Source organism: Neobacillus cucumis (assembly GCF_023715505.1).
This window is the reverse complement of record NZ_JAMBOH010000006.1, coordinates 238,183-252,030: the sequence shown is the minus strand read 5'-3', so window position 1 is coordinate 252,030 and position 13,848 is coordinate 238,183. Positions and strand designations below refer to the sequence as shown.

The following is a 13,848-nucleotide window of genomic DNA, read 5'->3' as shown; positions in this document are numbered from 1 at the left end:
TTATTTTTCGTCTTTCTCAGCTATAAAACGCTCAATTAAATCCATTGTAAAGCCTTTACGGTATAGTGCTTGTTTTATTTTTTGCTGATACTCAAACCCCTCAAGATGAGAATACTTCCTATGGACCTTCTCCCCTTGAAATCTGACAGCTTCCATTTCTTCATCTTCATCCTGTTTCGGGACCTCTATCTCATTAAGAGCAAAGTTTATCACTTCATAAGAGTACCCTTTTCTTAACAGGAGCTGTTCAAGCTTTTGTTGTTGGACCTTAAGAGAGACCTTAGCATTTTTTTGATAAAATTTTTCAGAAATTTTAATTGCCTTTTCCATCTGCTGCTCGAGCGTAAATTCCTCAAGCGCCTGGATAAGAATTCCATCTGCCACTCCTTTTTCCTTTAAGTCCTTTTTAATTACATTAGGACCTTTATCTGTTGTATTTGCTTGCGTCCTGACGTAAGCTACAGCATAATCTTGATCATTAATATAATGTTGAGTGGTTAACTTATGAATAACCTCTTTAATAATAGGCTCGTCCACTTCTTTTTGAACAAGGTAATCCACGATTTCCTTTTCCGCCCTCATTCTTCTAGCCAAATAATTTATAGCCAGACTATAAGCCTTGCGGATGTCATCTTGGAACTGTATTTCTAAAAAGGAAAAGTCATCGAGTTCCATTCCCTTTTTAAGTTTAAATTTAATTAATACATCACTGTCGACACTAAAAGCAAATTCCTCACCTTTACCTTTGCCATAATCCATAAATACGTTAAACCGGTCTGGGTTCTTCTGCTGTGCGGTGATTTTTGTAATAATGGCCATATCCTTCACCTCAAAATTACTTTACCATACGGAAGAAGTATTTTTTTAAAATATATTGAAAAAAACCGTATCTTTTTTTTCTAAAAGGTAAAAATGGAAATAAGTACATATTTGGTTTTATGATTTGCACTTAGGCATTCAGTTTTACAAAAAGGTTGAAAGGAATGAGGATAATGGGTGGAAAGAAAAAGAAGGACAGTAGAGACGGAGGAAAATTTTCTTTAACAAGCATGCAAGAGGTCCGCTATCAGCGAGATTTTAAGATGGCTGACCGTGCGGCTGGTTTTACAGACAAAAAGACTCGCATCTAGGAAAACATTCAAAAATTAAAAATAAAATTTTTCCATTAATGGACTCCTTTCAGACTGTAAAAACTATCTTTGAGAGCATTTGCTGCTCTCTTTAGTTTAATTTGAAAGGGGTTTTTTTCATGGGTCGCGCACAAGGACAAAAGCACAATAAGGGGTCACTTCCACAAGTTCCTAAAAACTTAAAAACAGATGGAAAAGATGTCGAGTATTCTGAAGAGTTAGCGGATCACGCTGATCTTGAGGCACAGGCACGTGCTAATGCTGCTAATCAACGTGTGAAAAATCGAAAGTAAATAACTTCTTTAATTAAAAAATAGAGAAGCAGGGCTGCCCTGCTTCTTAAATTAAAGCTGATTGCTTATTGGATACTACCGATTGAAAATCATCCATATACCCAACTAGGTCCCCCCACCCCATTAGGTCGTCATCATCAATCTTCCAAGTATGTTTTTCTGAGTCCTGCCGTATAACTGCAAAATCAAAACGATCGGTTGAAAAGATGTTAAAATCTACTTTTTTACATTGCTCAATAAAAAAGTAATCCTCAGCACGATTTACTTTTTCAAAACGGATATAATAAAATACATTTTTTCTAAACATCAGGGTTGCACCTGCTACTGTATCAGACATAGCATTTTCCGCTCCCTGAACATGAATAAGTGCTTTTTTATTTTTAAAATATATATAAATCGAGTTTTTACCAACAATCGAGATATTCGGATCCTCAAAGATCAACATTGCATTTGTAATATAATCAGGTCCGTAATAATCATCATCGTCAAATTTAGCTATAATATCATAGCTGGAGTTCAAAACCCCAAAATTTAAACAGTCGCCTAAAGTGGCATTTTCATACAATTGAAACACTTGGACATTCGGATAGTTCTTTGCCTTTTCAATCCATCGATCAATGTCCATTGAATCTTTATTCAAAACAATAATTAATTCCTTTTCTTTCCATGTCTGTTGCTGATAGTTATTAAAAATATTATTCATGCATTCATCTCTTATTGTACAAGTAATAATGGAAACCACTTTTTCCACTCCTCTCATTTGGTTTATGAGTTTATTACCATCGCCAAAAACTTGGTTAAATTCGGATAGCTTTTAAGGGTTTCAATTTGTTTCATATCATTTATAAGACTTTCTCTAGCCTTTGAACTAAAGCCCGCAGCACCTAAGATATTAAAATGACGAATGTCGACTTCAAGCATAAGAATAATGGTCTCAAGAATAGCAATGAATTTTTCTGAGAAGCGTTGAAATTGTTCTGGATTTGTTTTCAGAAGCAGTTTATATTCCTTTAAAACATTATTCATGGTTAGTATATCTGTCATTCTAGCAAGCTCTAACGCTAAAATTAACACATCTACTTCATGGTGTTTTAAACAGAATAAACCAAAGTTTCCTACGGCTTCTTTCCACTTTCCTTCCCCAACAGGATGCTCTTGATGGTATGTGGTCAATTTATTGCTTACTATATATTTTGCACCCATTTGATGTAATCTGTATCCTAATTCCCAATCCTCATAACCATAATGGTAAAACTCTTCATCAAACATCCCAGCCTGAGTTATAAGCTCCTTCCGTATGGACATATTCCCTGTTAGAAATGCCATCCATGGAAACATGAACCCTTCTAATTCTTTGTTGAAATTACTGATGATTCCTTGATACCATGGGTATGCACTATACGATATTTCTTTGAAGGTTCCCTGAACGATATCGTCTTTTTCGATCAGTGGATATGACTTTTCAATAGGAAATTTACAATCTTGGATTCTCTCATATATTTTTTGATTCTTTTTTGCTAAGTTTTCGAGCTTTTTCATCATTTGGTCGGAGAATTCAGGGAAAATACAAGAATATAACGCTTTTGCATACATTGCCCCTGTTACAATAAGATTTTGGTAATTTTGGTGATAGTTAAAGTGATTCGCGACAAAGTCAGGTTCAGTAATCATTTCTGCATCAAGGAAAATAATAATACTCCCCCTTGCAGCTTGAATGCCTAAATTTCTAACCCTTGCTCTGCCGAGTCTTTGTGTGTTGTGAATATAATGAAACTGAAATGGAGGATGGTATCCTTTTAATGCTTCTTCTGTTTGATCAGTGGATGCATCGTTAATAAAGATTACTTCCATCTTTTTAGTGTTAAAGGTTTGATACTCGAGGGAGTAAAGGGTAAATAAATTTAGTGGATACTTATTTTGTGATGGAATGATAATACTGACTTCAATCTCGTGATTCGTATCATCCTGTGAGATTTTACTTACACCTTTTTCTGATATTTGCTCAGTATCGTTTTTTCGTTTTCTTATACTTTTTGACCACTTAAATTCGCCGCCCCAGCTTTTTTCACCAGTGCCGTCACTGAATCTTTCCTGTTCCAAGGAATCAGAGAACAATGGATTACTTCTATTGGTTATAGACTTTGATGTCATACGGACCTCTTCACTTCCTTTTAGATTATACTAGTCCATTTAGTCTTTATAGGATATGAGGGACAATCGTATCTGACTAAACTAATACCTAAATTAATGGTTTCTGTGCACTTTTTATTGGAAGTGAATGTAAAAAGTAAAAAAAAAAAGAGCCGTAGGCTCTTTTTGTATAAAGGTGATAATGTTTAATTATTCTATAAAGCTACTCTTGCCGATATTTGCTCTTTTTCATATTCTCCTATTATCGGAAAAAAGATAAGTTCATTATTTTGTGTCGAGAGCTCCTCAATTTCTTCCTTTTTCCCTTTTGCAATCCATGTTCCATCTTCAACATGTTCAATCAATTTAATTGAAGGATCAATCACATTATTAAACAATCCAGCTAATAACCAAGTTTCTTCTTTTTGCGCCTGGCCCTGAATGGCAATATTGGCTTCAGTTGTTGATAAGAATCCTTGGCTTTCAGGCCGGTTCTGACAGACGTAGACTAAATCTTCAATAACCGCACTTGCTGTTGGAAACATCCCTGCACCTGGTCCTTGTAGTGTTATTTGACCAACAATATCCGAAGAAATGTTTACTGCATTCTGAACTCCTTCGACATGATATAAAGGATGCTCATTTCCAACAAGGACTGGTTTAACAGATGCCTTTAGTTGATGACTTGATTTGCTTATACTGGCAATATGTTTAAACCTTAGTCCAAGCCTTTCGGTTGTGTCAATCAATTCTTTTGTGATGGAAGTAATCCCTAACCTTTCAACTGCATGCCAATTTGGTTCTTCGCCAAAGGCAAGTCTACTTAAAATCATGGCTTTATAAAAGGCATCATAGCCTTCAATATCATTTGTCGGGTCAGCCTCTGCAAAGCCGTTTTCTTGTGCTGCTAGTAAAGCTTGGTCAAAAGAGAGCTTCTTCTCTCGCATTTCCGTTAAAATGAAGTTCGATGTTCCATTTAAAATACCTTGAACTTGCTGAACACGATTTACATTTAATAATTGTCTTAATGTTTGAATAACCGGAATTCCTCCAGCCACAGTGGCTTCATATCCAACAGAGACATGATGCACTTTTGCAAGTTCAAGCAGCTCTTGTCCATAGTGGGCGAACATTTCCTTATTTGCTGTAATAATATGACAGCCACGCTCAATGGCTTTCTTTAAAAATATGTAGGTTGGGTCTTTACCAACTATGGCTTCGACAACAACATCAAGTTGTGGCAAATTTAGTATATCCGCAAATTCTGTTGTAACTAATACATCTTTGTCAATGTCCCGCTCCTTTTGCTTGTTCTTGATTAGAATGGCTGCCACCTCTACCTTCTTGCCTAAAACCGCCGTCAGTTCTTCCGCATGTGATTGAATCGTTTGATAAAACCCTTCACCAACAGTCCCAAACCCGAGGATTGCCACTTTAATTACAGACATGTTGATCCACCCTTCCTTATTATATTTGCATGATCTATGTCAGTTTTTCTAATAAATGAAGAAAAGCCCTCTTAATAAGAAGAGGGCCAATTCCTCCTCTTATCTTTCAGGCTAAATAACCTGCAGGAATTAGCACCTTTTCAAGGAATACCTTGATGGTTGCCGGGCTTCATCGGGCCTAGTCCCTCCGCCTCTCTGGATAAGAGTTATATTTTATTTTCATTTAAATTACCAAGTTAAGTTATAAAAAGTATTCTAGTTTAATTATTATTAAATGTCAATATATTCTTTTAATTCGATTATTTTATAAGAAAAGCGCAAGCGCCTTGGGCAGCCCCGATATAGGGCGACTTGTCGACTGGCCGGCGAAAGCAGGGTCAAAGACTATTCGCCCTATATGCGTACTGAAAGCGATAGCTTTCTGTAGCCAAACGAGCCGGCCGAAAGGTTTCTTTTTAACCTTTTGGACGGATTGTCCTAAATGAGGAGGCGACTGTCCTGGGACTCTAGGCTAAAACGTACCCTGTAAGAAGGCGCTTTTTGCCTTCTTCAGGGGATGGCTAGACTTGCGTCCCAAGGAGCCGCAACTGGATAAGCTGTAGACCATCGAGGGGCTAGGCGCTCGAGCTAGACAATTCTCAAAGTTAAAATCTTTTCTGATAAATAAAAACTCGCCGTTTGGCGAGCTTTAAAATTACCATTGTTATCTTTGAAGTTTCCCCTGTGCAAGTCGTATTTGATTTTCCACTTGTTCTGGGGCGGTGCCGCCAAAGCTGTTTCTAACCGCGACTACATGCTCAGGAGCCAACACCTTGTATATATCTTCTTCAAATAAAGGACTAAAGCTTTGATATTCTTCAAAACTTAAATCTAATAAAAACTTATTTGCTTGAATTGCATATAAGACTATTTTTCCAATCACTTCGTGTGCCTCACGGAATGGCAAGCCCTTTCTAACTAAATAGTCAGCAATATCGGTTGCATTGGAAAAATCATTATTAATCGCCTTTCGCATCACATCTTTGTTAACAGTCATCGTCTCAATCATTGGAGCCAAAAGCTTTAATGACCCTTCAAGAGTCTCTACCGTATCAAACATGCCTTCTTTATCTTCTTGTAAATCTTTATTATAAGCAAGCGGCAAGCCTTTAAGTACGGTTAACAATCCAATTAAGTTCCCATAAGTCCTTCCTGTTTTTCCACGAAGTAATTCTGGTACATCCGGGTTTTTCTTTTGAGGCATGATACTTGAACCTGTACAGAATGAATCATCAAGTTCAACAAACTGGAATTCTTGACTGGACCAGATGACCAATTCCTCTGAAAATCGAGAAATATGTGTCATAATAATCGATCCGATTGATAAGAATTCCAAAATAAAATCGCGGTCACTCACTGCATCCATACTATTTGGATAAATGGTTTCAAAGCCTAATATTTCTGCCACTTGTTCACGGTTGATTGGAAATGTTGTTCCTGCTAATGCTCCCGAACCAAGCGGCAGCCAATTCACTCGTTTAAGTGAATCAATAAGTCTCTCTTTATCCCGTTCAAACATCCAAAAATAGGCCATCAGGTGATGTGCAAAGGAAACAGGCTGGGCCCGCTGCAAGTGTGTGTACCCTGGAATTAATGTGTGAATGTTCTCCTTTGCCTGCCCAATTAATGCCTGTTGGACATCTTCAATTAACTTAATTAGTTCAGTGGTTTTAGTTCTTAAGTAAAGATGCATATCAGTAGCTACCTGGTCATTACGGCTGCGTCCTGTATGAAGCTTGCCGCCTACAGGGCCGATTTTTTCAATTAAGAGCTTTTCAATATTCATATGAATATCTTCATCTTCAACTAAAAACTCAACTTCGTTAGCATCCACCATTTTCTTTATTGCAAGAAGGCCGTCCTTTATTTTACCAGCATCCTCCATCGGAATAATCCCGCATTCTCCCAACATTTGAACATGCGCCATACTTCCGGCAATATCTTCTTTCGCTAACTTTTGATCAAAGGAAATTGATGCTGTAAATTCTTCAACGAGCTTATTGGTTTCTTTCGTAAAACGGCCGCCCCATAACTTCGACATTACTGTTCCTCCTTAAATAAGAAAAGCGTAAGCGCCTTGGTCAATCCCGACAAGCAGGCCGAAAGGCTGCTTTTTAACCTTTTGACGGATCAACTTGTGACCTCGAGGGCTAGGCGCTGGAGCTAGAAAATTCTTAAAGTCAATTTCTATACTATCTAAGAATAAAGAAGAGTGCCCCCGAAAATGGATTCGAGGGCAATCCGGATTATTTTAAAATCGTTTCTTTGTTATTTACTTCAGAATAAACCTTGGTTGGCAGCCCCCATAGCTTAATAAAGCCGACAGCAGCATTATGATCAAAAGCATCGCCTTTAGCATAGGTTGCTAACTCTTCGTTGTAAAGGCTGTGCGGTGATTTGCGTCCAACCACTGTATGAGTTCCTTTAAACAATTTAACACGAATCGTTCCAGAAACGACCTTTTGTGTCTCATCGATAAAAGCATCAAGAGCAGGTTTTATTGGTGAGTACCAAAGACCTTCATAAATAATCTTCGCCATTTGCTGTTCAACCTGTGTCTTAAATTGGGTAACCTCACGAGTTAGTGTTAAAAACTCTAATTCCTTGTGAGCATTAATTAAAATTAACGCAGCAGGGTTTTCATACACTTCTCTAGATTTAATCCCTACTAATCTATTTTCAATATGGTCGATACGGCCTACTCCATGCTTACCACCAAGCGTATTAAGTGTTTCAATAAGCTGAACAAGTGGAAGTTTTTCGCCATTTAATGCAACTGGAACCCCTTGTTCAAATTCGATTTCAATATATTCAGGTGCATCTGGTGTTAATTCAATTGGATTAGTCCAGTCAAATGCTGCTTCTGGAGCCTCTGCCCATGGATCTTCGAGAACTCCGGCCTCACAGGCACGCCCCCAGATATTAGCATCAATGGAAAACGGATTGTCTAAATTTACTGGAATAGGTATCCCGTTTTCTTCCGCATATTTAATTTCCTCATCACGGGTCATTCCCCACTCACGAACAGGTGCAACCACTTTTAAACTAGGATTTAATGCTTGGATGGATACCTCAAAGCGAACTTGGTCATTCCCTTTACCTGTACAACCGTGGGCAACAGCTGTTGCTCCTTCTTTTTCCGCTACTTCTACCAATAATTTAGAAATAAGCGGTCTTGATAGAGCTGACGATAACGGATATTTACCTTCATATAAACAATTAGCCTTTAAAGCTGGTAAAATATATTCTTTTGCTAACAATTCTTTTGCATCTATCATATACGCTTTCGAAGCGCCAACTTTTAATGCTTTATTTTTAATAGCTTCTAAGTCTTTACCTTCACCGACATCTAAGCCCAAGGCAATTACATCATAACCGTACTTTTCTTGGATCCATTTCACTGATACAGATGTATCTAAACCGCCTGAGTATGCTAATACAATCTTTTCCTTAGTCATTTTTATTCTAACTCTCCTTGAATACTTTATGGATTTTTATTCATTCGATAGAATGATTATACAACACATCTCATAAAAAAGGAACCCATTATGATAGTAAAAGTTTTAAAATTGCTTTTTGAGCATGTAAACGGTTTTCAGCCTCATCGAATACAACTGAATGTGGTCCATCGATAATCTCACTCGTAACTTCTTCACCACGGTGTGCCGGTAAACAATGTAAAAAGATAAAATCTTTATTTGCATGGCTGCATAATTCTTCATTGACTTGAAAACCCTGGAATGCTTTTAAACGGATGGCGGTTTCTTCTTCCTGCCCCATACTGGTCCAAACATCCGTGACAACCACATCGGCATCCTTTATTGCTTCATTAGGATTATTTGTGATCGTAACCGTACTCCCCGTTTCTTTGCCTGCTTGAATGGCTCTTTCAGTAATTTCCTCATTAGGCAAGTAGCCCGCAGGACTTGCAATACTGATATTCATCCCGACTTTAACGGCACCTTCCATTAGAGAATGAGCCATATTATTATTTCCATCACCAATATAGCAAAGCTTTAATCCTGCCAACTTCCCTTTATGCTCAAGGATAGTTAACAAATCTGCAAGCACCTGGGTTGGGTGCTGCAGATCTGTTAATCCATTAATGACAGGTACTGTGGCATGAGAGGCCAACTCTTCAACAGACTCATGCGAAAATGTTCGAATCATAATTCCATCAATATAACGGGACAATACTTTCGCAGTATCAGAAATGCTCTCACCGCGGCCGAGCTGAATATCCCTTGAACTTAAAAAAATTGCATGTCCTCCTAACTGCAGCATCCCTACTTCAAAGGAAACCCTTGTACGAGTCGAGGATTTTTCAAAAATCATACCCAATACCTTCCCGCTTAAGAATGGATGGGGTTTACCTTGTTTTTGCATTCTTTTTAATTCTACCGCTTCATCTAGCAAATAAAGGACTTGATCGGTACTGTAATCAGCTAGCTGTAAAAAATCTTTACCTTTAAATGTTTGTTTATTGCTGATGCTTTTTCCGTCCGTATTAATTGCTTCTAACATGAACGGCACCTTCTTTCTCATATTTGTAATACTCACTAACGGTCCTTACTTCATATTCAGCCCCAAACTTCTTTTGTACGCCTAATGTGGTTTCAATTGTATCTAGATGTGTGAACACCGGTACTTTATAGCGGACTGCATACTCACGTAAATGGAAACCAAATTTATTTTTATTTCGACCTTGATTTGGTATATTAAAAACGGCCAGAATTGGCTTATTTCGGAAGATATTATTTAAATCTTTTTCGTCTTGAACCACTATTTCTACAGAAAGACCATTGGACTTTAGAAATTCAGCCGTTCCTTCTGTAGCCGCAAGCTTGTAATCTTCTTTTACTAGTTCCTTTAAAATAGCAAGACTATCGGTTTTTTCTCTGTCAGAAATTGAACATAGCAGATAACCTTCTCCCTTGCTTCCATTGATTAAAGGGACAGATTTTTGAAGTGCTGCCTGATAGGTAGTGCCGATTCCGAGTACTTCTCCAGTGGACTTCATTTCCGGTCCGAGTACATGATCGACTCCTTTAAGCTTACTAGAAGAAAACACAGGAGCTTTTACTGAAAAGTAATCAGGTTCAGCAAGTAATCCTAAATCTTGACTTAACTCCGTTAACGATTCACCTAATTGAACACGTGTTGCCCACTCAATCATCGGAACGCCGGTGACTTTACTAATAATCGGCACTGTACGTGATGAACGCGGATTTACCTCCAGAACATAAACAGTTTCATCATAGATAACAAATTGGATATTCATGATACCAATAACAGGAGCAGATTTTGCGATTCTGCCTGCATAATCAATTAATGTTCCTTTAATATTGCTAGATAAAGAGATTGGAGGGAAAACTGTAATACTATCACCGGAATGAACCCCTGCTTTTTCAATATGTTCAAAGATACCAGGTACGACGATATTTTCCCCATCACAGATGACATCAATTTCACATTCCAGTCCTGGTAAGAACTTATCAACTAATAGAGGCCACATTTCAGCATGTGAATTTTCTTCGAGCTGGTTAATATACTGTACTAGCTCTTGTTCAGAAAAAATCGTAAACATGGACTGGCCGCCAATTACATAGGATGGACGAACAAGCACTGGGTAGCCCAAGGAGTTAGCTGCTTCTATCAATTCATCCGGCTGCGAAACTGTTTTTCCTTCAATGTGAGGAATCTCTAATTCATCCAAGAGTTGATAAAATCTCTTACGATCCTCTAAGCGGTCAACATTTTTAACCGTTGTTCCTAAAATCTTAATTCCTTCTTCTTCTAAATCATGCGCAAGATTAATCGCTGTTTGGCCGCCAAACTGGATTAACACGCCATCCACTTTTTCTTTTTCAATTACATGTAAGACATCTTCAGCAGCGAGCGGTTCAAAATACAAACTGTCGGCAACCGAATAGTCCGTACTTACAGTTTCAGGGTTGTTATTAATTACAACAGCTTCAAACCCTTTTTTCTTGAGAGCTTTAGCCGCGTGAACAGAACAATAGTCAAATTCGATTCCTTGACCAATACGAATTGGACCAGAACCAATGACAAGAATTTTTTTCCTATCTGTAATTTCGACCTCATCACTGCCATGCCATGTAGAATAATAGTAAGGTGTAATGGCATCAAATTCAGCAGAACAAGTATCAACCATTTTGTACCCCGGCTTCCACTGTAGTTCTTTCCACTTGTGTCTTACTTGTTTTTCCGGGATCTCATAAATTTGCGCTAATAACTTATCGGCCACATTATTTCTTTTGGCTCTTTTAAGCAGGTCGACTGGAACGGTACTCCATTCAAAGGATGCAAGTTCCTTTTCTAACGCAACGATTGAGCTAATTTTGTGTAAAAACCACGGGTCAATCTCTGTCAGCTGTTGTACTTTTTGAAGAGTGAACTCTCTTCTAAACGCTTCCGCGATGACAAATAAGCGCTTATCATTTGCTATATGAAGCAATTCAATTAAAGAGGATTCTTCTAATGACTCATAAGCTGTTTGACATAGACCATAAACATTCATTTCCATAGAACGAATCGCTTTGTTTAAAGCTCCTTCAAATGTTCGGTCGATTGCCATAACTTCCCCTGTTGCTTTCATTTGTGTCCCCAATGTCCGGTCTGCTTCAGGGAACTTGTCAAATGGAAAGCGAGGCAGTTTCACCACAATATAATCAATCGCTGGCTCAAAAGAAGCAAACGTATTACCTGTTATCGGGTTCACAATCTCATCAAGATGATAACCAACCGCACACTTTGCCGCCATCCTTGCGATCGGGTATCCTGTGGCCTTTGAAGCAAGCGCCGATGAACGGCTTACCCTTGGATTAACCTCGATAATATAGTATTGATTGGATTCCGGGTGAAGTGCAAATTGAATATTACATCCACCGATAATCTTTAACTCTCTTATTACTTTAATCGAAACGTCACGCAGCATTTGATATTGAACATCTGTTAATGTTTGTGATGGGGCGACAACAATGGAATCTCCAGTATGAACTCCAACAGGATCCATATTTTCCATATTACAAACGATGATGCACGTATCATTTGCGTCTCTCATGACCTCATATTCAATTTCTTTCCAGCCTTTAATGCTTTTTTCAACTAACACTTGGTGAATAGGGCTTGCGGCTAAACCTTTTTTTAGCACAAGTTCAAGTTCCTCTTCGTTATAGGCGAATCCTCCACCCTCTCCTCCAAGCGTATAGGCAGGGCGGATGATGACAGGAAAACCGATTTTTTGAACAAACTGAACTCCTTCTTCATAGGTGTGAATGATTTCAGATTCTGGGATTGGTTCACCAATTTTTAACATTAAGTTACGAAACCTCTCACGGTCTTCTCCATTTTTAATGGATGCTACCGATGTCCCTAAAAGTTCAACACTGTATTTCTCTAAAACTTTTTGTTCAAATAGCTCAACGGTTAAATTTAATCCAGTTTGACCGCCAAGTGTACCGATTACCCCATCTGGTTTTTCTTTTTGGATAATTTTTTCAATTGTTTCTACATTCAGCGGCTCGATATAAACTTTATCTGCAACTGCTTCGTCAGTCATAATTGTAGCTGGGTTGTTATTGACGAGAACAACCTCAAGTCCCTCTTCCCTTAGGGCGATACACGCCTGTGTGCCGGCATAGTCAAATTCTGCTGCCTGCCCTATTACAATCGGGCCTGAACCAATGACGAGTACTTTTTTTAGATTTTTATTTAACGGCATAAATGTTCTCTCCCAATGATGCGATCTGACTCACAAAATCTTTAAAAATATAATCCGTGTCGCTTGGTCCGGGATGTGCTTCCGGATGAAATTGAACGGTTTGAATTGGATACAATTTATGTTGCAATCCTTCAATCGATTGGTCATTGATATTTCGGTAGGTAACATTAAATACCTTTTGATCAATGCTCTCATCCAGAACAACATAGCTATGATTTTGTGCGGTAATTTTCACCTTACCCGTTGTCAATTCCTTAACAGGATGGTTTCCGCCCCTGTGTCCATATGCAAGTTTTGTAGTTTTTGCCCCATATGACAATGCAATCAGCTGATGGCCAAGGCATATTCCAAGTGTTGGGAAGGCCTGGGTGATTTTTTTAATTTCCGGGAACCACGCTTTTAACTGCATGGGGTCCCCAGGCCCATTACTTAATAAAATACCATCTGGATTTAAGGATTTTATTTTCTCAAATGTAGTTGTGTAAGGGACAATCGTTACCGAACAGTTTTCCTCTAAAAGCGCATGAAGGATAGACTTTTTATATCCGAAATCCATTAACACGACGTGAGGCCCATTATTCTTGAAATATTGAATCTTATTGGTAGATACTTTTTCCACCCACATTGTTGCTTTTTGATCGCTAGGCAATTTGATTCCCTTTTCTTTACCTAGATAGGCTTTTACCGTTCCACGGCTGCGAATAGTTTTGACAAGTCGTCTTGTATCTACATCGGCAATCCCGGCCACCCCGGCAATTTTCAGCTTTTCTGAAAAATTATTGATGGATTGATAATGACTTGGTGTTTCACATAAATCACCTATTACTACTCCTGCTAAGGCGGGAGAAATACTTTCATCATCTAATGCATTAATCCCATAGTTTCCAATGATTGGATAACAGAAAGTGATAATCTGTCCGGCATAAGATGGGTCTGAGATGATCTCCTGATATCCGGTCATACTTGTATTAAAAACGACCTCTCCGAGAGAGTCCTTCTCTGCACCTATTAGTATACCTTCAAAAACTTCTCCTGTTTCCAAAGTAAGATAACCCTTTTCCAAA

The 13,848-nt window shown here is 38.3% G+C and carries 11 protein-coding genes and 1 riboswitch; of the genes, 2 read left to right on the top strand and 9 right to left on the bottom strand.

Going from position 1 to position 13,848, the window contains the following annotated elements:
• Positions 1-819: a recombination regulator RecX gene (recX, locus tag M3226_RS11885; RefSeq protein ID WP_251565555.1), complete on the bottom strand. Its 819-nt coding sequence runs from the start codon at positions 817-819 to the stop codon at positions 1-3.
• Positions 820-992: 173 nt separating this feature from the next.
• Here recX and M3226_RS11880 point away from each other — a divergent pair, with 173 nt between their 5' ends.
• Both M3226_RS11880 and M3226_RS11875 read left to right on the top strand, forming a co-directional pair.
• The gene (locus M3226_RS11880) at positions 993-1,130 is read left to right on the top strand and encodes a YfhE family protein (RefSeq protein ID WP_144567384.1); all 138 of its coding nucleotides are present in this window, start codon (positions 993-995) and stop codon (positions 1,128-1,130) included.
• A 119-nt stretch (positions 1,131-1,249) separates the two neighbouring features.
• Positions 1,250-1,423: a YfhD family protein gene (locus M3226_RS11875; RefSeq protein WP_251565552.1), complete on the top strand. Its 174-nt coding sequence runs from the start codon at positions 1,250-1,252 to the stop codon at positions 1,421-1,423.
• 46 nt (positions 1,424-1,469) lie between these two features.
• On the opposite strand, the gene M3226_RS11870 is transcribed toward M3226_RS11875, so the two are convergent.
• From M3226_RS11870 to M3226_RS11835, 8 genes are all read right to left on the bottom strand, one after another.
• Positions 1,470-2,126: a glycosyltransferase gene (locus M3226_RS11870; protein WP_251565550.1), complete on the bottom strand. Its 657-nt coding sequence runs from the start codon at positions 2,124-2,126 to the stop codon at positions 1,470-1,472.
• 62 nt (positions 2,127-2,188) lie between these two features.
• Positions 2,189-3,574, bottom strand: coding sequence for a glycosyltransferase family 2 protein (locus M3226_RS11865; protein ID WP_251565548.1), 1,386 nt, complete (start codon positions 3,572-3,574; stop codon positions 2,189-2,191).
• Positions 3,575-3,768: 194 nt separating this feature from the next.
• A complete protein-coding gene (locus M3226_RS11860; protein WP_251565546.1) occupies positions 3,769-5,001 on the bottom strand; it encodes a homoserine dehydrogenase in 1,233 nt (410 codons plus the stop codon).
• A 96-nt stretch (positions 5,002-5,097) separates the two neighbouring features.
• Positions 5,098-5,207: riboswitch (SAM riboswitch) on the bottom strand.
• A gap of 497 nt (positions 5,208-5,704) precedes the next feature.
• Positions 5,705-7,081 (bottom strand): argininosuccinate lyase, encoded by a 1,377-nt coding sequence (gene argH, locus M3226_RS11855; RefSeq protein WP_251565544.1) that lies wholly within the window; start codon positions 7,079-7,081, stop codon positions 5,705-5,707.
• A gap of 205 nt (positions 7,082-7,286) precedes the next feature.
• Positions 7,287-8,498 (bottom strand): argininosuccinate synthase, encoded by a 1,212-nt coding sequence (locus M3226_RS11850; RefSeq protein WP_251565542.1) that lies wholly within the window; start codon positions 8,496-8,498, stop codon positions 7,287-7,289.
• An 88-nt stretch (positions 8,499-8,586) separates the two neighbouring features.
• Complete coding sequence (gene argF, locus M3226_RS11845; protein ID WP_251565540.1) at positions 8,587-9,564, bottom strand: ornithine carbamoyltransferase; 978 nt, start codon at positions 9,562-9,564, stop codon at positions 8,587-8,589.
• Entirely contained in the window at positions 9,548-12,784 is a 3,237-nt protein-coding gene (gene carB / locus M3226_RS11840) for a carbamoyl-phosphate synthase (glutamine-hydrolyzing) large subunit (RefSeq protein WP_251565538.1), read from the bottom strand. The genes argF and carB overlap by 17 nt, the downstream gene beginning before the upstream one ends.
• Positions 12,771-13,847, bottom strand: a complete 1,077-nt coding sequence (locus M3226_RS11835; RefSeq protein ID WP_251565633.1) for a carbamoyl phosphate synthase small subunit — start codon at positions 13,845-13,847, stop codon at positions 12,771-12,773. Before M3226_RS11835 ends, carB begins: the two co-directional genes overlap by 14 nt.
• Position 13,848: the final 1 nt, after the last annotated feature.

Coding starts and splice junctions, on each gene's coding strand:
- recX (WP_251565555.1), bottom strand. CDS start 819: ATGGCCATTATTACAAAAATCACCGCACAGCAGAAGAACCCAGACCGG.
- M3226_RS11880 (WP_144567384.1), top strand. CDS start 993: ATGGGTGGAAAGAAAAAGAAGGACAGTAGAGACGGAGGAAAATTTTCT.
- M3226_RS11875 (WP_251565552.1), top strand. CDS start 1,250: ATGGGTCGCGCACAAGGACAAAAGCACAATAAGGGGTCACTTCCACAA.
- M3226_RS11870 (WP_251565550.1), bottom strand. CDS start 2,126: ATGAATAATATTTTTAATAACTATCAGCAACAGACATGGAAAGAAAAG.
- M3226_RS11865 (WP_251565548.1), bottom strand. CDS start 3,574: ATGACATCAAAGTCTATAACCAATAGAAGTAATCCATTGTTCTCTGAT.
- M3226_RS11860 (WP_251565546.1), bottom strand. CDS start 5,001: ATGTCTGTAATTAAAGTGGCAATCCTCGGGTTTGGGACTGTTGGTGAA.
- argH (WP_251565544.1), bottom strand. CDS start 7,081: ATGTCGAAGTTATGGGGCGGCCGTTTTACGAAAGAAACCAATAAGCTC.
- M3226_RS11850 (WP_251565542.1), bottom strand. CDS start 8,498: ATGACTAAGGAAAAGATTGTATTAGCATACTCAGGCGGTTTAGATACA.
- argF (WP_251565540.1), bottom strand. CDS start 9,564: ATGTTAGAAGCAATTAATACGGACGGAAAAAGCATCAGCAATAAACAA.
- carB (WP_251565538.1), bottom strand. CDS start 12,784: ATGCCGTTAAATAAAAATCTAAAAAAAGTACTCGTCATTGGTTCAGGC.